Raw genomic sequence first — 26,323 nt, 5'->3', positions numbered from 1 at the left:
GCGGGAGGGATGGCGCCGGGGCCGCGGGCGCGGTCCAGGGCGGCGCGAGCGCGCGCTTCGCAGGCCAGTCTACCGGCCGCGCGTGGCACCGGGATGGGCAGTATTGCCTATTTCTTTGCCGTCCGCGGATCGGCGCGGCTGCTGGCGATCGGCCTAGAACACTTCGACCGGAGTGCCCTCCGCCGCCCACTCGAAGAGCGCCATGGCATCTTCTTCCTGCAGCCGCACGCACCCGTGCGAGCCCACCTGGTCGGTCAGGGCTCTCCCGGCCCGCAGCATCCACCACGGCGCGCGGCCGTGGTACTTGTGCAGCGCCTCGCCGTTGTTGGTGAAGAACATGGCATAGTCCATCGGTGCCTTGTACTTCCTGCTCGTGTACTTCCTGTATTTGAGCTTCACCGAGAACCCCCCCTTGGGCGTGGGATGATCCGAATCGCCCGTGACGCACTCACACTCTCGGACCACTTTGTCCCCCTCGTACGCGGTGACAGACTGCAGGGCCAGGTTTACCACGATCTTTTTCTTCGCCATGGTCACCATCACTCCTCATTGAAGTTCAGCCGGATGGTCGGCCTGAATCCTCCCTGTCGGTGCTCCCTTTCTTCCTGCGCTCACCCCTCCATGACGATGGACAGCTCCAGCTCGGCGCCGGGGATGGACTCGGGGGCGTAGGCGCCCACCTCGCCCGCCTCGCGGATGGCGGCCCAGCACGGGCCCTGGGTGCGCACGCGGAAGTAGTGCGTCCCCAGCCGCGGAGAGAGCGCGGCGGGGGGCGTCGGCTCGTGCTCCAGCACCAGGCCGGGATACGCCTCGCGTACCAGCCGCTCGATGTGCTGCGCGGAGCACAGCTTCACCCGCCGCGGCACCTCGCCGATGACCACGCCCGCCGCCGCCGTGCTGCGTACGCCCAGAAACCAGTGCGCGCGCTCCAGGCAGCGCCGGTCCGCCACGGTGCCCAGGTGGTACCAGTCGCGCGTCCGCGCCAGGGGCACCACGACGTGGCTCGTGGGAAGGACGATCTCCAGGTGCTCGCGGACGTGGCGCTCCAGCGCGCCGAAGCAGCGGTCCGCGGCGTCGTGGTCGTACAGCGGCAGGGCGCGCGGATCGCTGTCCAGCGCAAAGGTGCACAGGGCACCCGCCAGGCGCGAAAGCTCCGAGAACAGCCGTTCGGGGTGCGCCCCCCGCGCCTGGTGCAGGTGGTGCAGCGGCGCGCGGCTGGAGTGCAGCGCGTGCGCCAGCCACAGCCGCGGCCCCGCGCCGGTCGCCGCGCCCCCCGGCAGCTCCGCCCGAAGCGCGTCCATCTTGGCGTCCAGCATCTCCACCACGCGCGCGGCCAGCCCCAGCAGCCGCTCGCTGGCGCCGATCTGCAGGCAGGGCGGCACGTAGTCCGGATCGTAGACGAAGTGCCCCGCCCCGTCGCGCCGCACCCGCGCGATGGGCATCCACACCCGGTCGTCCCCGTCCATGGGCTCGGCGTCCAGCGACAGGCGAAAATTCTTGCGCCCCACCAGCACGGGCTTCGCGTCGCCGCCGGTGGCCTCGTCGGGGAGGCGGCGGGGCTCGGCGAGGTACCGCACCGCGTCGCGGCCGCCGTTCAGCCGCTCCGCCTCGCCGAACGACGGGCGGTCGGGGCGCTCGCGCGGCAGGGAGAGCAGCACGGCGTGGCTGTCGTGCACGGGCGAGAAGCGCTCGCGGACGTCCAGCGGCTCCGGCGGCGGGTCCTCGGGAAAGCGGAACGCCAGCCCGTCGGGCATGATGCCGCGGGCGTGGCGCACGGCCACGGTGCCGTTCAGCAGGGCCTCGGCGTCCAGCTCGATGCCGGCCAGGCCGTACGGCTTGAAGAAGAGCTGCGAGAGCGAAAAGGCGGCGACCTCCTCGAACCAGCGGGCCTGGGCCTGGAAGTGGTGCTGCGCGAGGTGCATCCCCTCGCTCCACACCACGGGCGACAGCGCGCTCATGGTGCGCCTCGCCACGCGCGCGCCGCGCCCCGCAGCTCTCCCCGGCTTCCCTTCGGCATGACCCTCTCCGCGTCAGAATTTGTTTTGCGCCCCGGTGGCGCGGCGGATTACTATTGCCCGGGCCCTTCGCCGCACCAGGACCCTCTCCTTCATCGAAATCCACTTTCATCCCGCCGCGAGGCCCCATCATGACCGCAGACGAGTTCCGCGCCCGGTACGCCCTCCTGGACCAGGTCGCCGGCGGCGGCGTGCGCACCTTTCACGCGGTCACACCCACGGCGGGCGTGGCCATGGTGCACTTCGTGGACGGGGGGATCACGCCGTACAACCTGGCGCTGCTGAGTGCGCTGGAGCGGCTGGAGCCGGAGCGCCGCGCCCGCGTCCGCGAGGTCACGGCGGTGGACGGCTCCATCACGGTGGTCACGGAGCTGCTCGCCGGCTTCCGATCCCTGCCGGCCTGGCTGGGCCTCGACGAAGCCGAACCGGCGCCCGCATCCCCCGCCCCCGCCACGCCCGATTCCGCGCACGCCACGCCGGATGGTCCAGCGGGTTCCGCTCCGCCCGCGCAGCCGGCCGCCATTCCATCCGATCCGCCCGCCGCGGACCCGGCGGAGTCGCCCGTCGCCGGGCGCGATACGGATGCTGCGCCAGCGCTCCCGGGGGAAGTGGATGCGCCGCGAAAGGAGCCCGGCGAGTTCACCCGCCTCTTCATGGCCGCCGACCTGACCGGCGCGCCCGCCTTCTCAGGGCCCGTCCCGCCGGCCGGTGCCGACTCAGCACCTTCACTCGACGCGGCTTCGCTCCGCGCGGAGACGGACCCCGCCCCCGCACCGCCGCCCGCATCCTCCGCCGCGCCTGCACCGCCCGTCCCGCCGCCCGCCGCACCGGCCGCGGAGCCGGGCGACTTCACGCGGCTGTTCCGCGCGCCGCTCGCCAGCGATGCGGCATCGCGCGCAGCCGCCCCGGCAAACCCGCCGGCTCCCGCCGCGGAGGAGGCGGCGCCTTCCCCTCCCGCCGCGCCGGAGACTGGGGCGACGGCGCCGCGGCCGGCGGACCCGGCTGCGGGGTTCGCCCCAGCGGCCGAGAGCCGGAGCCGGACGGACGAGCTCGCCAGCTTCCGCGCCGCCACCATTCCCCCCGCCGATCCGCCGCGCGCCCCCGCCGACCCGGCGGCCGCGGCGTTCCCCACACCCCCGCCGGCGGGCACCGGCACGGGCGGCGCGACGGGCGTGTTCTCCGCTCCGGTCCCGGACTCCGGCCCGGCCGGTGCCGCCCCCGCGGACGCGGGCGGGCGCGGCGAGTTCAGCCAGCTCTTCCAGCGGCTGGACCTGCCCGCGTGGGCCCTCCCCGCGCAGGACCGTCCCGCCTCTCCGCCGCCCGCGCCGGAGCCGCTGCGCCTGGAGCACGCGCCGGAGCCGCTGCCGCAGCCGGACGACGACTACGTGGACCGCCTGCTCAGCCCGTCGCCGCGCCTGCACGATGGCCCAACGGCGGAGCCCCCGGCCGATTCCGCGAGCTCGCTGCTGATGCCCGCGTTCTCCGCGCCGCACATCCCCGCCGGGCCGCCGCACCCCTCGCCGGCCGCTCCCTCCGCGCCGGCGCCGATGCCCCCGCCCGCCGCGCCGCTCCCCACCGGAGCACCGGCGCGCTCCACCACGCCGCTGATCGTGGGCCTGATCCTGGTGGTGGTGCTCGCGCTGGCGCTGGTAGCCTTCTTCGCCCTGCGCTGACCGGCGACGTCAGCGCTCCGGCAGCAGGACCACCAGGTCCATCTCCGGCGAGGGAAGCTCCGCGGGCGCGTAGACCGCCAGGTTGCGCGCCCGGCGGACGGCGTCCCAGTCCTCGCCGGAGCGCTCCAGGTGGAAGTACGACCACCCCAGCTTGGCGGGGAGGCTGGAGGGCGGCGACGCCGCGTGCCGCACGGCGATCCCCGGCAGCGCCCGCAGGATCAGCCGGTCGATCTGGTCCGCCGAGCTCACCTTGAGCAGCTGCGGCGCCCTGCGCAGCAGCTCGTCCTGCTTCATCTCCGCGCGGATCCCCAGGTACAGCTCGGGGGCGGACAGGTAGCGGTCCTCCTCCACGGCGGTCGCGTACACCATCCGCCCGCTGGGGCGCAGGGGGAGCGTGACGGCGTTCTCCGGCACCGCCGTCTCCAGCAGCCGCCGCAGCGTCTCGTCGAGCCGGGTGAAGCACTCCGACAGCTCGCCGTGGTCGTACGCCGGCAGGTCGCGCGGGTGGATGGAGGGCGAAAAGGTGGTGAGCGCGCCCGCGAGCTCGGCCATGGCCGTCCACAGCTCGCCCGGGTGCCCGCGGCGCACCTCCAGCAGGTGGCGGAAGCGGGGCAGGTGCGTGTTGACGGCGTACAGCAGCCAGAAGTGCGCGGCGTCCGCCCCTCCGAACTCCGCCAGGCCGCGCGTGCGCTGCCGCCGCGTGGCCGAGAGCGCGTTGCTGCGCGCGGAGAGCAGCTCCACCAACCGGCGCGCCACCGCCAGCAGGTAGCCGCTTGCGCCCAGGTCCAGCAGCGGCGGCACGAAACGGGGGTCGAGCTGAAAGGTGCCCGTGGGCGCGCGGACCACCCGCGCCACCCGCAGCACCGAGTGTCCCGCCAGCGCCTCCCCCTCGGCCAGCAGGCGCACGTTCTGGCGCGCGAGCTGGATGGGCTTTTCGGCCAGTCCCGTGTTGTCGTCGCGCCGCAGCGCCACCTCCGCCGTGTAGCGCACCGCGCCGTCACCCCCGTGCAGCGAGACGTTCTGGCCCCCGGGGCGGTGCTCGGGGATGGCCAGGTAGACGTCCAGCGAAGCCGCGTCCGTGCGCCACGCCTCCTTGAGCGGCTTGGGCGGGGGGAGCGGGCCGGCGGCGGGAAGGTCGAAGCCCAGGCCGTCGGGAAAGATCCCCGCGGCGTCGGTGAGCGCCACCGTGCCCCCCGCCAGCGCCTCCGCGTCCACCCCCAGCCGGCTGAAGCCCCAGGGAAAGAAGGTGAGCGACGAGAGCTGGAAGCCCACCAGCTCTTCCAGGAAGCGGTCCTGCGCCTGCAGGTGCTGCGGGGTCAGGAGCGTGCCCCGCGTCCACAGCACCTTTTGCATCTGCCGCATGGAGGTCCTTGCCCGGGCGGTGAGGGGCACGCGGCGCTGCCTGGCCGCGCGCCCGGGGAGCGGTGGACCTGGGTGTGCCCTCTACGGGCAGACCCCGGGGACCGTGGAGCCGGTGGTGTTCACGGGCGTGATGGTGGACGCGTTGAGCGCGAACACCGTCCACACGCGGTTGGTGGTGTTTGGCGCGGGGAACGCCGCCACCTGCTGGCTGCCGCGGAAGACCCGCACCTGCGCGCCCGACGTCCCCAGGCTGCCGCTTCCGGCGTACAGGTGCACGCTGAAGCAGTAGCTGCCCGTGAACTGCCGATGGATGGTGATGGTCTCCGGGCCGAAGCCGCCGGTCTCGTCCACGTCCAGCTCCACCGCCGTGGTGGTATCCACGGTGAAGCGGCGTGACGCGTAGTAGACGTGGAATCGGCCGCCGGACCCGTCCGGGCCGGTGAGGTGCGAGTCCAGGTCGTGCGGCTCCGCGCCCCAGGTGAGCACGATGCGGGTCTGGCCGGCGGGGAGCACGGGGCTGATGACGGCACGCTGCCGCCCCTCCGCATCGGGCAGCACGATGACGTTCGGCACGATCGCCGTGATCATGCCGGGCGCGGAGACGAACAGGGTGTACACTCCCTCGTCCAGCGCGGCGAGGCGCGCCTGGCCCGCCGCGGAGCTGGTCGCCATCCCCGCCACGGGTGCGGACTCCCCCGCGTTGGCGCCCTGCCGGGCGGTGACGGTCGCGCCCGCCACGGGCTGACTGTTCAGCGCGTTCTCCACGTCCACCCTCATCGCGCCGCGGCGGGGCACCACGGTCAGCTGCCCGGCCCCCGTCACCCCCTCGACCGCGGCGCGGACCTGCGCCTGCCCGGGCGCCACTCCGCGCGCGGTCCCCGACGGGCCCACTGCGGCGACGGACGCGTTCCCCGTGCTCCAGGCCAGCGTCCGCGCCAGCGCGTTCCCCCGGGCGTCGCGCGCCGTCGCCCGGAAGGCGAGGCTGTCCGCGCGCATCACGGTGGCCGTGTCGGGCGTCATCGCGACGGAGGCCACCACGGCGCGGACCGTCACCACCGCCTCCGCGCGGGCCGCTCCCGCCATCACCACCACCCGTCCCTGCCCCTCCGCCCGCGCCACCATGCGCCCGTCGGGGAGCACCTCGAGCACCGCCCCGTCCGGCCCGGACCAGGACAGCGCGGGGGCAGGCACCGTGTCCCCGGTCGCAAAGGTCACCACGGCGGCGGCCTGGAGGGTGTCGCCCAGGGAGCGGAACGACGGCACCGCGGCGAAGGACACCTCCGCCGGCACGGGAAGCAGCGCCACCTCGGCCGCGGTGTTGGCGCCGCGCGTCAGGCGGATGTCCTCCGCGCCGGTGAAGACCGCGCGCCCGTGCCAGCGCAGCTCCACCGCCAGCCTCAGCTGCTCTTCCGCCTGCTCCAGGCCCAGGGTCAGGCTGCCGCGGATCACGCCGGAGTCGGCGGGGGCGGCGGCAAAGGAATCCGCCAGCACCACGGTTTCGCCGCGCAGCAGGCGCACGTGCACCGCGTCCACGCGGTCGAAGGCGCGGCCGGGGCCGTTCGCCTGCAGCGCCGGGGACAGGGAATACGAGACGGAGAGCCGCGCGGGGGAATCGGCGGGGGCGGCCAGGAAGTCGGCGCACGCCGCCGCGCCGGCGGCCAGCAGCGCCGCCGCGGCCGCGATGCGCGCGCGAAAAAAGATGGATGCGCGCATGGCTACGGCCTCCCCCGGCGAAGGGTGAAGCCCAGCTCGATCCCGGTGAACGGACTCTCCGCCCCCTCGCGCACCAGCACGCTCCCCAGCCGCAGCCGGGCCGAGGGCATCAGCACCACGACGCCGGACGGCACCTCGGCCGACGCGCCTACGCCCACGCCGTACCCTTGCCCCACCCCGTCCGCGCTCCGGAAGATACGCCCGTCCACGCTGGGGAGCAGCGCGGCGCGCCCCAGCGCCAGGCGCGCCCCGGCGCCGAGAAGAAAGAGGTTCTGCGCGGGGAGCTCCGCCGACGCATCCACCAGGCTGGACCCGTTCTCCCGGTGCAGCACGCCGGCGTACACCACGCCGGAGCGCCGCCCGCGCGCGAACGCGTACGAGCCGATGAGCTGCTGGCGGTTGCCGGAGCGGTAGAGGTTGCCGCCGCCCAGCCGGTCGTGCGCGAACCGGTGCCCGCTGGCCTGCAGCGTCGCCTTCCCCGCCCCGAACGAGCGGTCGACGGCGAGGCGCACAAAGGTTTCGTCGCCGGGGCGATAGGCGGGGCCTTCTTCGTCGAACGCCTGGTACTCGCGGCTGGCGCGGAACCCGCCGGCCGCGCCCACCCCCACCGCCCCGAAGCGCCGCGCCGCCGACACGTTGCCCCCGATCCCGCCGCCGCTCCCCCAGTTGGAGACGGCGAAGGGGAGCAGGTCCGAGGCGACGACCGCCGCCACCTCCAGCTCCTCCGCCGAGAGCCGCGCGCGGCCCGTGGGGAGCACGGCCACCCCGGTGACCGTCATCCACTCCCCCACCACGGGCACCGCGACGCGCAGCTCCGTGTCCGTCAGCCCCTCGAGCGAGGCGTCCGAGCCGTCCGCGCGCCGCACGGCCGCCGCGGCGAAGGCGCCGGAGAGGGTGAGGCGCACCCGCCCCGCCACCCGCGCCTCGGCCCAGAGCGGCACCGTGACGAGCGACACGCGGTCGATCCCCACCGCGCCCGCCTCGCCGAAGCCGTAGCTTTCAATCCGCACGCCGCCCCCCGCCGTCCAGGGAGGCCCGTCCGCGCCCTGCGCCGCGGCCGGGGGGGCGGCCGCCAGCGCCATCAAGAACAGGGAAACCGGCCAACCAGCCATTGTCGTCTTGCGCATGATCGTCATCCCGCACCTCTATGGACGTCGAATGATGAACTCCACACGGGCCGCCGCATCGCGGAAGCCCTCCCTTCCGGTCGCCTCGGCGGCGGCGTCGCGCGTGCCGGCGCCGGGTACCAGCCGCTCCACCTGCACCAGCGCCGCGTCGGGCGACAGCTCCGCGCCGGCCATGCGGGCGAGCTGCGTGGTGGTCACGCCCCCCGCGCGTGCGGCCGCGGCGGAGGCCTGGGCCTGCTGCTGCGCGGCCGCGAAGCCGGGGTCCAGTGTGGCCGCCTGCATGAAGTGGGTGGCCGCCTGGGCGAAGTCGCCCGCGTCCGCCGCCTCCAGCCCGCGCCCGTAGGCCAGTACCGCCTGCAGGTTCTCCGTGGGCCGGCTCAGCACCCGCTCGCGCTCCGCGGGGGTCAGCTCCACCCCCAGCTGCCGGTGGATGGAGAGCGCCAGCCCCTTTTGCATCTCGAACAGCCCCTGCGCGCCGCCACGCTGCCCCATGGGCTCGCCGGCCGGCTGCGCACCGCCTGCGGTCACCCGCGCCACGCGCACCTCCAGCTCCAGCGCCTCCTGAGTCCCGCCGATGTGCCCCTGCACCACGCTGCCGGCCCCCAGAAGCCGCCCGCCGCGCGCGGCGGTGGCGGGATCCACGCGTCCGGACTCCGCCAGGCCGATCTCGTCAAGAAGCTGCTGCACGCGGGCGCGCTCCAGCACCTCCAGCCGCCCCGTGACGGCCAGGTCGGTGGAGAGGAACTCCGCCAGGGCGCGCTCCAGCGGCCGCAGGCTCCTGTCCGCGGAGTCGGCGCGGAAGGGGAACACGGCCACGCTGTTCGGCCGCGGCTCAGCGCCGGCCAGCGCTCCCTCGCGGGTGACGGCCTGGCGCACCTCCGCCTCGCGAGCCCGCCGGTCCAGCAGCGCCAGCCGTCCGCGAAGCTCCGTGCGCATCCGCCGCGAGGCGCCGGTGCGCGCGTACGATTCGTAGACGCGGCGCGCGCAGTCCAGGTCGCCCTGGTCCTCGCAGGTGAGCCCCAGGAAGAGGGTGGCGCCGTCGTCGCGGGGGGCGCGGACGTGGGCGTCGTCCAGCACTCGCCGCGCGTCGTCCAGGCGCCCGGCCTCGCGGTACGCCGCCCCCAGCCGCACGGCCGACTGCACGTCGTCCGGCTGGCGCTGCACGCGCGCTTCCAGCGCGGGGATCTCCGCGGTGGGCCCGGCCTGCGGCGGCGTGGCCCCGGCGCACGCGCCGGCGGTGACGAGCCCGGCCAGCAGCGCGGCGCGCGCGCGGCGGGCTGGGCGCGGCGGGGTGCCCGCGGGGTGGGCGGGCGCGCGAGGGGGCTGCGTCTGCGACACGGGGAGTCTCCGGAGGAGGATTGCTGCCGTGCGGGCCGGCCGTGTGGCCGGCGCGATCAAAGGGGAAGGCGGGAGCGGGCGGGGACCGTTGTCCGTGGAGGCTGCCCGGGCTCCGGCTGGCACTCTAAAGGGGGATCAGGGGCGGGACATGGGCAGTTCTGCCCATCTTGGGCGAGCGCAAACCGGGAGGACGAAGACTCCACACAACGAGTCAGCAGAGCCAGCAGAGGACGTCCGTCCTCTGCTGGCTCTGCTGGCCTGGTGGGAAGACCCTTCGAGGTACGCGGAGTTACCTCACGCACCGGTGCCGTCAGCCGCCGGGTTCCACCTGGTAGACGATGGAATCGTCGTCGAGGTCCTCGCGCAGCTCCATTCCGCGCGCGGGCTCGTCGTAGAACACGCCGGCGTACCGGCTGCCCCTGGCGGTGACCCCCTGCCCGGCGCTGCGCTGGCTGATTGACTTTCGCAAAGCGCTGTAGGCTGGGCGGGCCCGTGTGTTCTTTGCGAGTTCCCGCAGCGTCCCCTGTTCCAGCACGGTGCCGCGCATTCGACCGCCAGACACCACCAGGATGTCTTCTTCGCCGCTGTCCAGGAAGGACGTGTCGCCCGCCCGCCGCGGGACGGCGCCAACCGAAAGGTAGATCTCGTCGTACTTGTGCTCCCGCAGGATTTCGCAGAGTTCCCCGGGCGCCACCTCGCGGCATTCCCCGGGGTGGCCCCAGCGGCGTACGATCACACGCAAGCCACGCGACTCGGCTTCGTCCCGCAGGATTCCGCAGAGGGTGTCGGGGTGAAGGAAAAAGCTGGTTTCGGCCATGTCAACGGCACGGTTTCTTGTACGGGTGGAACTTGATGCTGCGATGCTTTCTGGCCGCGTAGTCGCGGATGTCGTCGAGCGCTCGCCGCTCGCGTGCAATGGGGGTGCCGTTCAGGTTCTGCAGCCCCACGTTGTGGTGCGTGATCTTGCCAGTCGCGGGATCCCTGAAGGATGCGTCGGCCCGCCGATAAGGCTTGTCGCCGCCGGGCGTCTTGATGACGATCTCGGTCTTGCTCCCACCCCCGATGTGCTCCAGCCCCGCCGCCCGTTCTTGACGGATGATCTGCCGGATCTTCTTGTTGTGGGCGGCGTTGGCACTGGTCTTGGGACCCGGCTTGCGGTACGGCCGCCCCGACTTGGTGACCTTGTTCTTCCACCGCTGCGTCCCCGCGCCCTCAGTCCCGGCCAAGCCGAACGGGTCGATCCACTCCGTGGGGCCAGGAACGTAGTTGTAGAGGTTGAGCCCGCCACACAGCCCCACGGGGTCCGGCTGCGTGTACATCCGCAGCTCCGGGTCGTAGTAGCGAAAGCGGTTGTAGAACAGCCCCGTCTCTCGGTCCTCCAACTGGCCGGGAAAACGGAAGGGGATCTCGTCCGTTCCGCTCCCCGCCGGCGGCTCGCCGAATGGCCCGTAGCCGGCCCGCCACACCGACCGCCCATCGCGATCCACCGCAAGGCACGGCGTGCCGAGCGCGTCACCCTCCAGCAGCAGCGTGTGGCCCGCCTCCAGCACCGCCAACGGCTCGAACGACTCTGGCCAGAACACGAACTCCCGCTCGTCCGCCGCCCCGCGCGAAGCGTCGGGCCCGGACCCGCGCACCCGCTCGCCCAGAGGCACATCTTCGTCCCACAGCAGGTCCACCACGCGCCCACCGACACGCTTTTGCACGCGGCGGCCCAACGCATCGTACGCGAACTCCACCACCTGCCCGTCGCCGCGCTCCACGCGCGCCAGGTTCCCCGCCCCGTCGTAGCCGTAGTGGAACGCCTGTCGGACACCGCGCTTCTCCACCAGGTTGCCGTCCGCGTCAAACCGAAGCGTCCATCCATCCACGCCCCCTGCCGCGGCGGACTGCGGGCCGGTGTCCAGGGGCGCCGCGGGAACGTTGCCCGCCCGGTCGTACGCGTACCGGCTGACCGTTCCGTCGGGGGCGCGCGCAGCCACCAGCCGCCCTGCCGCATCGTGTTCGTACCGCGTCACTCCCCGTTCGGGGGTCCCCGCGAGCACCATCTGTCCGGCGGCGTCCCAGCGATAGCGCCGGTCCAGCAGCCGGGCCACGGGCGAGGAGGTCCGCTGCGCTTGGAGGTCGTGGGTGGGCAGGTACTCGCGCTCGCTCACCACGTCCCCCGGGAGTGCCCTGCGGACCTCGCGCCCTACGCGGTCGTAGCGGAACTCCAGCAGAGTGCCCTGGGGATCCGCCACCTCGGCCAGCCGCTCTTCGGCGTCGTACGCCATGCGCAGCACGCGGCCGAACGGGCCCGCGCGCTCCACGCGGTTACCCAGCGGGTCATAGCGGCTGGTGAGCACGGTGCCGTTGAGCGCCTCGCGCACCACCCGACCGGCGGGGTCGTACTCGAACTCCACCCGCGCGGCCGCGTTCTCGGCGCAAAGCAACTGGCCCGCGGCGTCGTAAGCGAACCGCTCCTCCTTACCGCCGGGGAGCACACGCCCGGTGAGCCGCCCCAGCATGTCGCGCCTCAGGCGAGTCGCCTCCCCCGCTCCGTTCTCCAGCCCCACCACCTCCCCCGACTCGTCGTACGCGTAGCGCAGCCGTCGGCCGGAGAACTGCCGCTCCTCCACCACCCGCCCCAGCAGGTCACGGTGCAGCGTCCACGCGCGCCCCGTCGCATCCCGAACCCGCGCCAACTCGCCTTCGCCGTCGTATTCGCAGGTGAAGGTGGCGCCCTCCGCGTCCGTTTCCGCGAGCAGGCGGTCCAGCATCCCGTAGGTGCTCCGCGTCACGCGCCCCAGCTCGTCCACCTCGCGCACCACGTTGCCCCGCGCATCGTACGTGAAGGCGCATGTGTCCCCGGCCTCGTCCCGCAGCCCGACCACACGGCCCACCAGGTCGCGGGACAATCGCATTTCCCCGCCCTCGGCATCGGTCCGGCGTACCATCCGCCCCAGCGCGTCGTGATCCAGGTACGTGACGGCACCGGCGCGGTCTACTATCCAGCGGGGATTCCCCTGATCGTCCCACTCGATGCGGCTTTCGCGGCCCAGGGGATCGGTAACGGCCAGCAACAGACCGCGCGCGTCGCGCTCGTACCGGTACGTGGCGCCCGCGGGATCGGTGAGGGCCAGCAGACAGCCGCGCCCGTCGTACTCGTGCTTCCAGGAGTTGCCCAGCTCGTCCGCGAATTCCACCGGGTTGTCGGCCGCGTCGTAAGCAATGCGCCGCCGGCACCGCGCCGGGTCCAGCACCTCCACCAGGTTCCCGCGTCCGTCGTGCACGTAGCGGCTCTCGCCGCCCAGGGGGTCCGTTTCCGAAACGTGCTCGCCGTACTCGTTCCATTCCGTCAGCCACGCGTTCCCCAGCGCGTCCACCATGCGCGTGACCAGCCCCAGCTCGTCGCATTGGTACAGGGTGCGGCCGCCGCGAGTGTCGGTGACGGTGGTCTGCCGGGCCGGGAGGTCGTACGCGAGCTCGCGGCCGAACAATCCTCCGTCGCCCCAGGTTCGGAGGCAGCGGGCCTCGTGCGTGGCCCCGTCGTACTCGAAATGGAAGCTGAGCCCCGCACGGTCGGTCTCGCATACCAGCAGGTGCTCGCGCCAGGCGTAGCGGATGGAATGCGCGTGCGCGTCGTGCGCCGCTACCAGGTCCCCGTGGCCGTCGTACCGGTAGGTCACCGCGCGAAAGGTCTCGCCCGGGCGGTCGGGGTGCGGCGCCACAAGGGCGATGATATGCCCCTCCTCGTCGCTCTCAACGGACAGCTCGCGCCCGGCGCTGTCAGTGATGCCGGCCAGGCGGCCTCGAGCGTCGTACCGAAAGCGGATGGCGTTGCCGCAACGGTCCTCCACCGACGCCAGTGGGCACACGGTGCCAGCGGGAGCGGAAGCGAACCGGAACGCAAGCCCGTGCGCGTCCCGCAGGGCGTACCCCCGGGCGTCGCGAAAGAGGGTGAGCTTTTCGCCCCGGTCAAAGTGCTCCTCGCCTTCCGCCAGCGGCAGAAAGGGCAACGGGCGGCCGTCGGCCAGGCGCACGGCCACGGCGCCTTCCTCCTCCAGCAGCGCCAGGTCATAACTGTGGTGCCAGCCGTGCCCCAGGGGCCCGTCATACACCGAGGTGCTGTACCACACCCGCTCCCAGCGAAAGGGGACGGGCCCGGCGAGCTCCAGCTCCACCTCCTCCGTCAGCACCTTGCCTGTCGCCACGTCCACCGGGTGGCCCGTCACGGTGCAGATGGAGCGATGCACCCGGTTTCGCACGCTGGGCGGCACACCCAGCTTGTCCATCCCCTTCTTTGCGGCCGCGTGCGCCTTTTTCGACAGCGCCTTCATCCGCCGGCTGCTCTTCCGCAGCTTGCGCAGCTTCTTCAGCCCCTTGCCCAGGGCGGACATCCCCAGCCGCATCCCGATCGCCATCATCGACACGGTGGGCGGGCCGCCGACCAGCACGGGGGGGCCGGCGGGAATGGAGAGGACGACGCTGGTGGGGAGGAAGAGGGACCTTGCCTTGCTCTTCTTCTTGATCCGCGGCGGCGACGGCATGCCGATGTCGTGGCAGCTGAGGGCGGGCATCCCCAGACGGCTCAGGGGCTCGTCGTCCGCCAGCACCGTGGCGGAGCCCATGAACACCTCGCACTCGTTCCCCGGCGGCTTCACGAACATGCCGCCGATGGGGATGTGCGGCGGCGCCGCGATCCCCGCCGAGCCCGCCGTGGCGCGCGGGATCCCGTTCACCATCACCGTGCCGCCGACGACGGGGATGAAGTCCATGGGGTCCAGCACCATCCCGATGAACGGGTGCGGGATGGGGATGGGCGGCACGGGTCCGGGGGGCTGGACGATGTGGATGTCCACCCCCAGCACGGGGTCGAACTGCTTGGCGGCGATCACGGGGCCCCCGCCGCGGCGGCCGGACGCCAGGCCCGGGTGCCCAGCAGCGCCGCCATCCGACGCTCGACGCCCTCCGCGTGCGCGGGCGAGTGCAGGGCAAGGCGCAGCATCCCCTCGCCCGCGTACGGAAGGGTGGAGAGGGCGCGCTCCTCCGGCGGCAGCGCCTCGCCGGCGTCCAGGGCGCGGGAGCCGTGCAGCCACGCCCGCTCGGCGTCGCCGTGCTGCTCGTGGCAGTACGCGGACATCCGCCAGCACTCCATGGCCATGCGCCGGTCGCCCGCGCGCTGCGCCAGTGGGAGCGCGCCCTCGTAGGCCGCCGCCGCCCCCGCGAAGTCGCCCGCGGCAAACCGCGCCCCGGCGCTGCCGAGCGCCGCCTGCAGCCGCAGCCCGGGGCCCGCCTCGTCTCCGTGCGCCTCGGCCTGGGCGCCGGCCGCGTCCGCCCGGGCGTAGGCGGCCACGGCGTCGGCCGTGCGGCCCGCCCCCATGAACCCGCCGCCCATCGCCATGTGGACGGCGGCCGACAGCTGCGGCCAGCCGTGCTCGGTGGCCACGGCCACGGCGCCCTGCCCCGCCCGCTCCGCGCCCGCCAGATCGCCCGCGCCTAGCGCCGCCGCCAGAGCCGCGAAGGCGACGCGGAACTGCCCGCCGGGCGATGCCGTGCCGCCGGCACGCGCAAGCTCCTGGTAGGCGGCGGGCATGTCCAGCCCCGCGGCCACCGTGCGCACGCGCTCCGGGTCCGCCGCCGCCAGCCCTTCCAGCGCGGGCGCCTCCACGGAGTCCACCACCACCAGCCGCACGCCCTCGGGCAGCCGTTCCGCCGCCGCGAGCAGCCACCGCTTCCACTCCGCGTAATCCGCCACCTCCGCCGGCGCCAGCACCAGCGCGAGCCGCTCCATCAGCTCCGTGTAGTGCGCCTGCAGTGCCGCGCAGCCGTCGGCGAACGCCAGCAGCGAGTGCGTGCCGGGCGCGGGCGCGGGTGGCTCCCAGGGGTGGCCGGGCACGCCCTCCTCGGCCAGCGCGTCCGCGGCCTCGGCATACTGCCGGCGCAGCTCGTCCAGCAGGGCGGCCCCGTACGAGTCTACGTCCCGGAACGGCTCCGCCAGGCGAACGAACAGGTCCGGCGTCTCGCCCGTGCGCTCGTCGCTTTCCACCGCCAGGAACGCCTCGATCATCCGCCATTCGTCGGCGCGGATCATCCAGCGCAGCAGCCGCGGCTCCGGCGCCTGCGCGAACTCGTTCCACTGGTCGTGCAGCAGGTCCAGGCGGCGCTCGACGGCGTTCTTTCCAGCGCTCACGGAGACTCGGGGTGGAGGGTGGAGCGGGGGGCGGGACGAGGCGCGGGAAGGGTCAGTTCAGCTTGACCGTGGCGCCCGTGATCTCGTTAATGGCGGTGGCGGCGGACTTCACCATGGCGCCCGCTACTTCCATGCTGGCAGGCGTGCACTTCACGGACGACGCGGCCACGGCCATGGACGCCTCGGCGTCGCCGCTGACGGCGATCGTGACGCCGTTGATCTTGATGTTGACTCCGCTCAGCTCGATGTTGCCGCCGGCGTCCATGGTCAGGCTGCTGGAGCCCACCTGGATGCTGATCTTCGTCGCCGCGGTGACGGCGATCTCGGAGCCGGTGGAATCGAGCGTGACCTTGCTGGCCACCGTGGTGGAGAGCGTGCTGTCAAAGGTTTCGGAGACGGCGCCGGCCACGTGGTACGTCGCCGTCCCCGCCGCCACGTCGTGGCTGTACTTGCCGCTGCTTACGGTGATGCTGGTGTCGCCGGTGACCGTCTCGGTGTGCTTGCCCTGCACGGTGATGGTGCGGTCGTTGTTCACCGTCTGGGTGTCGTCGTGCTCCACCGTGGTTCCCATGTCGTACTGGGCATGGATGGTCACCTGCTCCGTGCCCTTGGTGTCCGTCATGGTGATCTCGTTGTAGCCGCCGCCGCCTTTCGACGACCGCGACTTCATCCCCATCTGGATGCCGGCGCCGGGAAGGTCGAAGGGAGGCGTCTGCTCGGCGTTGTACACGCTCCCCGTAACCAGCGGGCGGTCGGGGTCGCCCTCCAGGAACTCCACGACCACCTCGTTGCCGATGCGGGGGATCTGCACGGCGCCCCACCCCTTCCCCGCCCACGGCTGCGCCACCCGCACCCAGCACGACGAGTTCTCGTCCTTGCGGCCCACACGGTCCCAGTAGAACTGCACCTTGATGCGCCCGTGCGAATCCACCCACACCTCCTCGCCGGCCGGGCCGACCACGAGCGCCGTCTGTGAGCCGTGGATCACGGGGTGCGGCGTGGCGCGGCGGGGGCGGTAAGGGACGGAGTGGGGGATGGCGAGGAAGTGGTTGCGGTACTCCATGGGCGCGCCTTCCCACGCCCGGTAGTCGCCGGCGCTGGCCACGTGCTGCACCTGCAGCAGCATGTACGGCTGGTTGGCCGCGGGGCGGAAGTGGTCCGTCAGCTCGAAACGGAAGCCGCTCTGGAAGGCGCGGCAGGTGCTCTGCCCGCGCACCACCTGGCGCAGCGCGGCCGCCTCCTCCAGCCGGATGCGCGCGTAGCGGTCGCCGTCGTCCGGCGCGGCGAAGTCGCCGGGGTAGTCGTAGTCCTCCTCGGGGTCATCGGCGGCGATGGCGCTCTCCAGCTTGAGCGAGGGCTGCAGGAAGTCGTAGTCCCGCAGCATCACCTTGCCGGTGCACGCCTGCTCCTCGCTGTGCAGCATCCCCACGACGTCGCCGCCCTCGTGGCCCAGGAAGCGCGCGGCGGGGATCACGGGGCAGGGCTGCACGGCGCCGTTGTCGTCGGCCACCACCAGCAGGTGCCGCTCGGGCGTGTGCTCGAAGAAGTAAAAGATCCCCTCCTCCTCCATGAGCCGCGAAACGAACTCCAGGTGCGTCTCGCGATACTGCACGCAGTACTCGCGCTTGGGGTACGAGCGGGTGCAGCGCAGCTCGAAGTCGGCGTGGCCCAGCCGGCGGAACAGCTCCTCCAGGATCTCGGGGACGCTCAGGTTCTGGTAGATGCGGCTCTCGCGCGACAGGGAGAGGAACCAGATCCAGGGAACGATCTCGGCCTGGTACGTGGTCAGCTCCTCGTCGCGCCCCTCCTGCACGAAGCGGCGGATGAGCCCGTGAAAGACGCGCTCCTCGCCCGTGGAGAGGGTGAGCGTGACCACGGCGGGGGTGCGCAGGAGGCTGGCAGCGGCCACGGCGTCGTCCTCCGAGACGAGGTCCAGCCCGAAGGAGAACGGAGTGGAAACGCCCTCCACGCCGGACACGCCCTCCAGCAGCAGCACGTCGGGTCCCAGGACCGTCTCTACCCGTATGGGGCGGTTGGCCTGCGTGTAGCTCATGGCGTCGTGCGGGTGATGCGTAGCCGGCCCCGGACGCGCAGCCGGACGCTGGACGTTTGCGAAACCATCATACGAACCGTCCGCCGCTCATCGTCTCCTCCACGAACAGCGTTCCCCCACCGCACGCAGTCAGCGCATTCATCAACGTCTTGAGCTGATTGCGGTCCTTGAGCACGATGCACCCGTCGCTCCCGTGCGGACCGGCTCCGTGGATCAGAAAGCCGCTGCGGGTGAACATCGGCTGGCCCCCGGTTGGCGTTAGCCGGGCCGAGAGCTTGAGCTTGGGGTGGATCGAGGGCGTGGCAACGGCATACTTGCCCGTTGGCAGCGGCCCGCCGTGCACGTGCCCCGCCCCGCTCCCTGTGGTCTTCAGCCCCGTGCTATAGGGGTTGTTGACGGATTTGGCCGACGGGTTTTTCGTGCTTCCCCCACCGCCCCCGCAGATTGCGGGCATCTGGATGAACTCGTCGTTCAGCATCCCGACGAGCAGCCCTTCCCAGATGTAGTACGTGAGCGATGCCTTCATGAGTCGCCTCTTTCTGTCCTCGCCTCTTACGCGGCCGCAGCCTCCGCGACGTCCGCGGTCTCCGCCAGCAACGTCCCCGGAACGGGCACAGTGGCGGGGTGCGCGGCGTAGGTGAAGGCGCCGCGCTCGTCAACGCCCACGCGGATGCTCACGGGGGGCGTGCCGTCCACCAGGGCGCGCAGCAGGATGCGCGAGATCTCGGGCAGCAGCGTGTTGGTGAGCAGGTTGTCCACGTTGCGGGCGCCGCTCTCCACCTCGGTGCAGCGCGCGGCGATGGCCTCCGACACCGCCTCGTCCAGCACCAGGTCTACGCGGTGCGTCTCGCGCAGGCGGCGGCGCACCTTGTCCACCTTGAGGCCGATGATGCGGCGCAGCGCCTCGTCGCGGATGGGGAAGTAGGGGATGATGACGGTGCGGCCCAGGAACGCGGGCTTGAACACGCCGTCCAACTCCGGCTTGAGGGCGCGGGCCAGCCCGTCCGCCGAGGGCAGCGTCTCGGGGTCGGCGCACAGCTTCATGATGCTCTCCGTCCCCGCGTTGGTGGTGAGGATCAGGATGCAGTTGCGGAAGTCCACCTGCCGCCCCTCGCCATCCTCCATTACCCCCTTGTCGAACACCTGAAAGAAGAGCTCGAGCACATCCGGGTGCGCCTTTTCGATCTCGTCCAGAAGCACCACGCTGTACGGGCGCCGCCGCACGGCCTCGGTGAGCACCCCGCCCTCGCCGTAGCCCACGTAGCCCGGGGGGGAGCCCTTGAGCGTGCTCACGGTGTGGGGCTCCTGGAACTCGGACATGTTGATGGTGACCAGGTTGTGCTCGCCGCCGTACAGCAGGTCGCTCAGCGCCAGCGCGGTCTCCGTCTTCCCCACGCCGCTGGGGCCCACGAGCAGGAACACGCCCACGGGCTTGCCCGGGTCCTCGATCCCCGCCCTGGAGGTGCGGATGCGCTGGCTGATCGCCCCCAGCGCGTGCGACTGGCCGATGATGCGCCGCTCCAGGTGCGTCTCCAGCTCCAGCGCCATTCCCAGGTCGTCGCGCAGCATCTTGCCCACGGGGATCCCCGTCCACCCGCTGATCACCTCGCCGGCGAGCACGGCGTCCACGCACACCGGCACCAGCGGCGCCCCGCCCTGCAGCGCCTGCAGCTCGCCGTTCCGCCGGTCCAGCTCCGCCCGCAGCGCCGCGGCGTCCGCGGGCGCGGCGCCGTCCGGCGCGGGACCGTGGCCGGCGAGGGCCTCGAGCCGTTCGCGGGCGGCGCGGACCTCCGCCACCAGGGCGCGCTCGCGCTCCCAGCGCTCCGTCAGCGCGGCCAGCTCCGTCTCCGTCCGCAGCCGCGCGGAAGCGATGGCGGCCAGCGCCTCCGCGTGGTCGGCGCCGGTGGCCTGCTCGCGCTCCAGCACCCGCGCCTGCACGTCCAGGTCGTCCAGCCGCCGCCGCGCGTCCTCCACGGGTCCGGGGGTGGCGTTCTGCCCCAGCGACAGCCGCGCGCAGGCGGTGTCCAGCACGCTCACGGCCTTGTCGGGGAGCTGGCGGTCCGGCAGGTAGCGGTGCGACAGGCGCACGGCGGCGCGCACCCCGTCGTCCAGGATGCGCACGCCGTGGTGGCGCTCCAGGGCGGGGGCCACGCCCCGCATCATCACCAGGCAGGCGTCTTCCGACGGCTCCTCCACCTTGACTACCTGGAAGCGCCGCGCGAGGGCCGGGTCCTTTTCGAAGTACTTCTTGTATTCCGACCAGGTGGTGGCGGCCAGCGTGCGCAGCTCGCCGCGGGCCAGCGCCGGCTTGAGCAGGTTGGCGGCATCCCCCTGCCCCGCCTGCCCCCCGGCGCCGATCATGGTGTGCGCCTCGTCGATGAAGAGGATGATGGGCACGGGCGAGCTCTTCACCTCCTCGATGAGCCCCTTGAGGCGGTTCTCGAACTCGCCCTTGATCCCCGCGCCCGCCTGCAGCAGCGCCAGGTCCAGCGTGCGGACGGCTACGTTGCGCAGCACGGGCGGCACGTCGCCCTGGGCGATGCGCAGGGCAAAACCCTCCACCACCGCCGTCTTTCCCACGCCCGCCTCGCCCACCAGGATGGGGTTGTTCTGCCTGCGGCGGGTGAGGATGTCCACCACCTGCCGCACCTCCGCGTCGCGCCCCAGCACGGGGTCCAGCTGGCCGCCGCGGGCGCGCTCCGTGATGTCCACCGTGTACTGGTCCAGGTTGGGCGTTCGGCCTCCCGGCACCGGCCCCGGCTCGTCCGCGCCGCCGCCGCGCGCGGGTGCGGCAGCCTCTTCGGCCGAGGCGGCGACGACCTGCGGCAGGTCGCGGCGCAGATCGGCGGCGGGGATCTTTTCCAGCTCGCGGCTGATGGAGCGCGCCAGGCGGGCCAGCTCGTCGTCCGCCAGCAGGGCGACGAGGGTGTGGCCGCTGCGGATCTCGCCCGCGCCGTAGTCCAGCGAGGCGGCGGTCCAGGCCGCGGCCAGCATCTCCACCAGCCTGGGGCTGAGCGACGGCGTGCGGGCGTTGCCGGTCTTGAGCCGGTCCAGCCCCGCCGCCAGGTCGCGCGACAGGCGCGAGCGGTCCACCTCGTAGTGGCGCAGGATGAAGCCCAGGTCGGCGTCGGGCGCGTCGAGCAGCTTCAGGAGGTAGTGCTCCACCTCCACGTCGTAGTGCGTGCGCGACAGGCACAGCCCCGCCGCCGATTCCACGGCGGCGCGCGTGTGGTGGTTCAGCTTCGCGATCAGGGAGCGGACGTTGGCGTTCATGCAACGGGCCTCTGGATGAAAGGAAGTGCCTGTGATTCGGGTACCGCGGGCGCCGTTCGCCTTCTACAGCCGGAGCAGCGTGTCGTCCGCGTCTCGCGGAAAGTCCCGCGTCCGCGCCCAGGTGCTCCAACCAAGCGGCTGCCCCTGCCCCTCCTCCGCGCCGATCACGCACGCGGGGACCTCCTCGCGCGCCAGCACCAGCCGCAGCTCGCATTCGAACTGGTCGTGCGTGTAGAAGCGCACCAGACGGCGCAGAAGGGGGTACGCGTCGCCCGTGGGGAGGAAGCGGTCGTACTCGCGCTTGCCCAATGGGCCCAGGCGGACGCGGATGCCGGACTGCGGATGCCACACGCCGTCGCCCACCACCGCGCCCAGCCCCACCTGATCCGCCGCGCCGCAGTCGTCCTCGCCCAGGCGGCACTGATCGCTTTCCGGCAGCGGATACCAGCCGCCCACGAACTGCTCCACTTGCGCCTCCACGCCGAACACCTCGCCCAGCAGCTGCTCCAGCCCCGCGGCGCTGCGCGGCAGCGGCGCGAACAGCCCGGCGTAAAAGACCAGCGCTTCTTCCGGCGCGGCGCGCGGACCCGCGGCGCCCGGTCCCTCGCCCGTGGCGTCCAGCAGGTGGCGGCGAAGCGCGTCGCTCTCTCCGCGCTCGGCCGCGATGGTCACGCGGGCCTTTTCCCAGGCGCGGTAGAACAGGGAGAGCGCGCGATGGTGGAACAGGTCCAGGAACTCGCCGGCGGCCTCGTCGCGGGCCCGGTTGCGCTGGCGCACCAGCAGCGTGTAGTGCAGCGGCAGCACGCCCAGCGGGCCGGTGAGGCCCATGAAGTTCACGCTCATCCGCGCGGGGCGGTCCGCCCCCATCGCCAGCCCGTGCACCTCGCCCGGCGGAAACGCGATGCTGGGGTTGGCGGAAAATCGCACCACCTCGTCCGCCGGGTCCGCGAAGCGCCCCACCCGCGCCCGGCCGGGGCGCAGCCGCTCCAGCAGCCGCACCGCCTGGAAGAAGCCGAACGACGCGGGGGCGTCCCCCAGCACCCGCTCCGCCGCCTCCAGGGGCGCCGGCCCCGCCGCCGCCCCCTCCTCGCGCTCCGGCTCCGCGGCGGCGGCGACGACGGGGAAGATCGGCGGCGGCTCGACAGGATCGGCTAGAGCAGCGGCTTCCATCCCGCCCTCGGCGCCCACTCGCGCAGCGGCTCCTTGCGCTGCCGCGTGCGCGCGGCCAGGACGCAGAAGCTGTTCATCGACACGTACAGCCCCAGGAACCGCTCCAGCACCGCGGCCAGCAGGTACACGCCGCCGCCCGCGTACATCTCCTCGTCGAACACGATCTCCACCCGGTGCCCGCGGGCGAACGCCACCCCCGCCTCGCTGCCGATGCGCGCGTGCATGGGCGTGCCGCTCACCGACTCGATCCCCAGGATGTGCTTTTCCGCCGATCGCGCGTCGGCGAAATTGTGCAGGCGCAGCAGGGCTCGCAGCGTCTCGGCGCCGCCCTCGGCGAGCGACACGTAGTTCAGCGAGAGCTGCGAGACGAGCCGCCAGAGCTGCGCGCCGCCGGCCGGCGGGTGCACCAGGGGCGTGGGCTTGGAGAGCATGCTCACGCGGTTCACGGGTCCGCCCCCCGGAAGGGAGAAGTCACCGTCCGCGCGGCCCAGCTCCAGCCGCGAGGGAAGGTCGCCGTTGTGGCACAGCAGGCGTGCCGTCACGGCGCTGTGGCCCGGCCGGGCAAGGCGCGCCTGCCGGTCCACGAACTGGAGGCAGACGTCCGTGCCCTCGTCAGGCCGCCAGCCGGAGGGACGGCGGCGCGCGTACCAGTAGACCTCCGCCCCGTCGCCCTCCATCCGGGCGCGGAAGGCGTGCAGCGGCGCCATCCGCACCGGCTCCGGCGTCCCCGGCGACACGGCCAGCACCTCCTCCACCGAGTAGATCCCCGTGGTGGGCCGGTGCGCGTCGGGGACGATGCGGTACTCCCACGTGCGCTGCGTGACCGGCGTGGGCTCCGACGTCTGCGGAAAGAGGTTGACGATGGGGGTGCAGCCGAGCCGGAAGGTGTCGGCCGTCACGCCGGCTTCCAGGGCGTGGCGCCGCTCCGGCCGCTCAAAGGGGGAGACGAGGAAGACGAGCTCCACGGCGGACCCCATCCCCGCCGCGCGCACCCGGTCGAAGCCGGCCACGTCCACGAACCAGAACTTCTCCGGGAAGGTGAAGTACTCCTGCAGCAGCCGGTATCCCGTGAAGGCGCGGCGCGGCAGCGGAAGCATCCCTTCGTCCTCCCCGAAGCCCACCGGCGTGACCGCCGAGCCGGGAAGGATCACGGGCTCCGCGCGGGACCCCGGCGCGAGGTCGCGCACCAGCACCTGCGCGCAGCTGTTGCAGAGCAGCTCGTACAGCGCTCCCGCCAGGTTGGGCTCCGCGCTCAGGTGAAAGCGCAGCGTGTCCGCCGCCACCTGGGCGAAGGTGGCGCCCGGAAGGCAGCGCAACTCCACCCGCAGCGCGGCGACCGCGTCCGCCGCGCGCACGGGCGGGCTCAGCTCGTACGGCGCCATCCACTTCGCGCCGGCCACGCTCACCGGCCAGAGCACGGTGTCGTAGCACGTGCGGAACTTGCACGGCGCGCCGCCCACGTCGCGTGAATACAGCAGCGACCCGCGCGGCACAGGGTGCCCGCCGGCCACGGCCCGCTCGGGGTCGGGGTGCAGCTGCACCAGCGACATGGACGGGATGGGGCGCACGTACTGCGGATACGCCGCGTCCAGCAGCGCCTCGGCCATTTCGGGCGCGTCGTCGTCCAGGCGCAGGTGCACGCGCGCGGCCAGGAAGGCGAACCCCTCCAGCAGCCGCTCCACGTGCGGGTCGTCGCACTTGGTGGGCTCCAGCATGAGCCGCGACGCCACGCGCGGGTACCGCCTGCCGAACTCCGCCCCGGTGCGGCGCAGAAAGGTGAGCTCGCGCTCGTACAGGTCCAGCAGCGGGTCACGCACGGGACCCTCCGTTCACCCGGAAAGTGCCGCTGGCCGGCTCCAGCACCGTGTCGAAGGTCACCCGCTGCGGCTCGGGATCCATCTCCAGCAGCGCCTCCACCACGAAGCGCACGTCTCGCCCGCCCGCCGGCGTGTCTTCAGGGGCCGACACCCGCACGCGCGAAAGCCGCGGCTCAAAGAGGCGGATGGCGTCCTCCACCTGCCGCAGCAGCCGGCGCCGCGTGCCGTCCGACCCGGCGGAGAGGGAGGTGAGGTCCGGCAGCCCGTAATGGTACACGGAGCGCTGCACCTCGGGGTGCGAGGGACCGGCCGGCTCCAGGGTCTGCCGCGTGTTCAGCAGCCACTCCACGTCGCGCAGCAGCGACGCCTTGAGACGCTCCACCGAGCGCGACCAGGGCGTGCCCGCGGCGCCGGCGGCCTCGTCGTCCTCCAGCAGCCGGTCCAGCACCGACAGGCGGACGGTCCGCTCCGGGTCACGCGGCTGCATGGGCCTCCTCGCGCAGCCGGATGGCGAGCAGCGGGTCCAGCCGGCAGATGCGCAGGTACAGCGCGTCGCGCTCGCCGGCGCCGTCGCCCGTCTTTTCCAGGCAGCGGTACAGGGTGGCGAGGGGGCGCGCCGCCACGTCGCCGGCCTCCCACTCGTCCAGCGCGTGCCGCTGTGACTGCTCCGCCAGCTCGCGCAGAATGGGGAGCGCCACCGTCTCCATCTCCGCGTCCACCATCACCTCGGCCGCGCGGGCGCGCAGGAGGAAGCGGGCGCGGGCGCTGCGCTCCCCCGCCGCGGCGGCCGACAGGATCTCCACCGCCTTGTGGGGCTCGCCGGCGGCGGCCCGGGCGCGTGCCCTCTCCTCCGCGGCTCCCGCCGGCAGCACCGGCGCGGGGAGCTCCGCCCCGTCCGCCGGCACGATGCCGGCCTGCTCCAGCCAGGCGCGCGTCTCGGCGTTCGCGGTGGGCGTGTCGTCCATCAGCGTCATCGCGGGGAGCGCCGGCAGCTCCGCCAGCAGGCCGCGCAGGGCGCCGGCGACGGCCGCGCGCACGGCGTCGTACTCCGGGCCCAGGGCGGCGCAGGCGGCGGCCACGTAGCGCTGCAGGTCCAGCCAGCCGCGCCCGTACGGCGCCGCCATCACCTCTTCGGCGGCCTCCAGCAGCTCCGCCCAGCGCTCGTCCAGAGCCAGCGTCTTGAGCCGCACGCGCTCCGCCGTGGGCGGCGCCTCCAGCAGCCGCGGGTCCACCTCCGCGCCGCCGGCGCGCAGCTCGCCCCAGCGGAGCCCGCGCAGCACCAGGTACGGCGCGGGGTGCGCCGGACGCTGCGCGCGAAGCCAGCGCGCCAGCTCCGCCAGACGCGCCGCCGCCTCCTCGCGCGAGGCGGGCGGCCCGGCGTTCCGCGGCGCGTCCGTGGTCATGGCGATGGCGGTCGGCGCGGCCCCATCCGCCACCGGGGCGTGGTCCGCGCCGAGGATCTCGGGATTTCCACTCGCCGCGTCTGCTCCCTCCGGATCGGCGGGCTCGGCGGATGGCGCCGCTTCGGGGGTGGACGCTTCGGGGGAGTCGTCGGGTGCGCCGGCGGTATCCTGGCGGCGGGCCAGAAGCTGGCCGGCGGCGTGCCGCACCTCCTGCAGCGTCTCGCGCAGCTTCACGAAGCGCGGCGCCACGTCGCCGAAGCGCTCCTCGCACAGCGCCGCGAGCGCATCCAGGCCGGCCATGGCGGCATCCAGCTCGGCGCAGCGGGCACGCAGCCAGCTCACCGACGTCTTCTCCAGCCCGGCGTCGAAGGCGTCGGCGCTCACCTTGCCCGCGGCCACGGCGGCCTGCCACTCCGCGTGCCGGGCGGAATCGGACCTGACGGCCTCCTCGGAGCCGACGGACCGCGACTCGCGGTACGCGGCCAGGCCGTGGCCGCCCAGCGTCAGGGGCACGGCGCGTACGCACGGGCCCAGGTACAGCTCCACCCACTCCAGAGGGGCCGCGCGCACCTCCAGGTCGCCGTCCTCCGGCTCCGGGTGCACGTGCTCCCAGAAGCGGTCCAGCAGGTTGCGCAGCAGCTCGATCCCCCGCCCCAGCCCGGCGAACCCCTCGCGGCGCGTCCACGCCTCGGTGAGCCACGCCGCCACCTGCAGGTCCTTGGACTGGCGGGCCAGCACGTCCGTCGCCAGCCGCACCACCTGCACGTAGTCCGCGACCTTGCGCTCGCGCTTCCAATCCCCCTGCGGAACGTCGTCTTCCTCGAAGCGCGCCAGCTTGATCTGCTGGTACACGGCCTCGGCGCGCAGGCTGGGGCCGGCGGGGTTGTCGCCGCCGATGGGGGCCAGGAGGTCGATGTCGTTGCTCACGAATCGGTGGGCATCGGAGGAGAGGGTCTCACGCAAAGGCGCAAAGGCGCAAAGAAAGTGTTTCCCTGTCTTTCCTTGGCGTGTCAGCGCCTTTGCGTGACATCTTTGTCCTTTGAGACTGCGGGCTTATGCCGGGGGTGGGTCGATCTCCAGCTCGCGGACGTCCAGAATGGGCACCGGCTCGCCATCCACCAGCAGCAGCTTCTGCCCGACGGGTGCGGCGGCCGCCTCGTCCCAGTCCGTCACCCGCCCCAGCCGCACCTCGCCGTCCGCGTGGCGC

17 protein-coding genes are annotated in these 26,323 nt (G+C 73.2%); 1 reads left to right on the top strand and 16 read right to left on the bottom strand.

Annotated features, from left to right (window positions below; all coding sequences use genetic code 11):
* Window positions 1-153: 153 nt before the first annotated feature.
* Window positions 154-531, bottom strand: coding sequence for a L,D-transpeptidase (locus VF647_09895; GenBank protein ID HEX8452398.1), 378 nt, complete (start codon window positions 529-531; stop codon window positions 154-156).
* A gap of 80 nt (window positions 532-611) precedes the next feature.
* Window positions 612-1,958: a type VI secretion system baseplate subunit TssK gene (gene tssK / locus VF647_09890; GenBank protein HEX8452397.1), complete on the bottom strand. Its 1,347-nt coding sequence runs from the start codon at window positions 1,956-1,958 to the stop codon at window positions 612-614.
* Window positions 1,959-2,146: 188 nt separating this feature from the next.
* On the opposite strand from tssK (VF647_09890), the gene VF647_09885 reads away from it, so the two are divergent.
* Window positions 2,147-3,688 (top strand): hypothetical protein, encoded by a 1,542-nt coding sequence (locus VF647_09885; GenBank protein HEX8452396.1) that lies wholly within the window; start codon window positions 2,147-2,149, stop codon window positions 3,686-3,688.
* A gap of 9 nt (window positions 3,689-3,697) precedes the next feature.
* Here VF647_09885 and tssK (VF647_09880) read toward each other — a convergent pair whose 3' ends face one another.
* The 14 genes from tssK (VF647_09880) to tssA all read right to left on the bottom strand — a co-directional run bounded on the left by tssK (VF647_09880) (window position 3,698) and on the right by tssA (window position 26,043).
* A complete protein-coding gene (gene tssK / locus VF647_09880; protein ID HEX8452395.1) occupies window positions 3,698-5,050 on the bottom strand; it encodes a type VI secretion system baseplate subunit TssK in 1,353 nt (450 codons plus the stop codon).
* Between the two features lie 81 nt (window positions 5,051-5,131).
* Window positions 5,132-6,763, bottom strand: a complete 1,632-nt coding sequence (locus tag VF647_09875) for a carboxypeptidase regulatory-like domain-containing protein (GenBank protein HEX8452394.1) — start codon at window positions 6,761-6,763, stop codon at window positions 5,132-5,134.
* 2 nt (window positions 6,764-6,765) lie between these two features.
* Complete coding sequence (locus VF647_09870; protein HEX8452393.1) at window positions 6,766-7,890, bottom strand: hypothetical protein; 1,125 nt, start codon at window positions 7,888-7,890, stop codon at window positions 6,766-6,768.
* 18 nt (window positions 7,891-7,908) lie between these two features.
* Window positions 7,909-9,228 carry a CsgG/HfaB family protein gene (locus VF647_09865; GenBank protein ID HEX8452392.1) on the bottom strand — a complete coding sequence of 440 codons (1,320 nt, stop codon included), beginning with the start codon at window positions 9,226-9,228 and terminating at the stop codon, window positions 7,909-7,911.
* A 310-nt stretch (window positions 9,229-9,538) separates the two neighbouring features.
* Window positions 9,539-10,045 (bottom strand): hypothetical protein, encoded by a 507-nt coding sequence (locus tag VF647_09860; GenBank protein HEX8452391.1) that lies wholly within the window; start codon window positions 10,043-10,045, stop codon window positions 9,539-9,541.
* A gap of 1 nt (window position 10,046) precedes the next feature.
* The gene (locus tag VF647_09855) at window positions 10,047-14,105 is read right to left on the bottom strand and encodes a DUF6531 domain-containing protein (GenBank protein HEX8452390.1); all 4,059 of its coding nucleotides are present in this window, start codon (window positions 14,103-14,105) and stop codon (window positions 10,047-10,049) included.
* Window positions 14,102-15,400 carry a hypothetical protein gene (locus tag VF647_09850; GenBank protein HEX8452389.1) on the bottom strand — a complete coding sequence of 433 codons (1,299 nt, stop codon included), beginning with the start codon at window positions 15,398-15,400 and terminating at the stop codon, window positions 14,102-14,104. Before VF647_09850 ends, VF647_09855 begins: the two co-directional genes overlap by 4 nt.
* A gap of 52 nt (window positions 15,401-15,452) precedes the next feature.
* A complete protein-coding gene (gene tssI / locus VF647_09845) occupies window positions 15,453-17,453 on the bottom strand; it encodes a type VI secretion system tip protein TssI/VgrG (protein ID HEX8452388.1) in 2,001 nt (666 codons plus the stop codon).
* 67 nt (window positions 17,454-17,520) lie between these two features.
* Entirely contained in the window at window positions 17,521-17,979 is a 459-nt protein-coding gene (locus tag VF647_09840; protein HEX8452387.1) for a hypothetical protein, read from the bottom strand.
* A 26-nt stretch (window positions 17,980-18,005) separates the two neighbouring features.
* Window positions 18,006-20,726 (bottom strand): type VI secretion system ATPase TssH, encoded by a 2,721-nt coding sequence (tssH, locus tag VF647_09835; protein ID HEX8452386.1) that lies wholly within the window; start codon window positions 20,724-20,726, stop codon window positions 18,006-18,008.
* Window positions 20,727-20,789: 63 nt separating this feature from the next.
* Complete coding sequence (gene tssG, locus VF647_09830) at window positions 20,790-21,896, bottom strand: type VI secretion system baseplate subunit TssG (GenBank protein HEX8452385.1); 1,107 nt, start codon at window positions 21,894-21,896, stop codon at window positions 20,790-20,792.
* Window positions 21,878-23,713, bottom strand: a complete 1,836-nt coding sequence (tssF, locus tag VF647_09825) for a type VI secretion system baseplate subunit TssF (GenBank protein ID HEX8452384.1) — start codon at window positions 23,711-23,713, stop codon at window positions 21,878-21,880. The genes tssG and tssF overlap by 19 nt, the downstream gene beginning before the upstream one ends.
* On the bottom strand, window positions 23,706-24,200 hold the full coding sequence (gene tssE, locus VF647_09820; protein HEX8452383.1) for a type VI secretion system baseplate subunit TssE: 495 nt from the start codon (window positions 24,198-24,200) through the stop codon (window positions 23,706-23,708). Before tssE ends, tssF begins: the two co-directional genes overlap by 8 nt.
* Entirely contained in the window at window positions 24,187-26,043 is a 1,857-nt protein-coding gene (tssA, locus tag VF647_09815; GenBank protein ID HEX8452382.1) for a type VI secretion system protein TssA, read from the bottom strand. The genes tssE and tssA overlap by 14 nt, the downstream gene beginning before the upstream one ends.
* Window positions 26,044-26,323: the final 280 nt, after the last annotated feature.

The organism is Longimicrobium sp. (assembly GCA_036387335.1).
Lineage (GTDB): Bacteria > Gemmatimonadota > Gemmatimonadetes > Longimicrobiales > Longimicrobiaceae > Longimicrobium.
The sequence above is the reverse complement of the archived record's forward strand: the minus strand, read 5'-3'. Positions and strand labels throughout refer to the sequence as shown.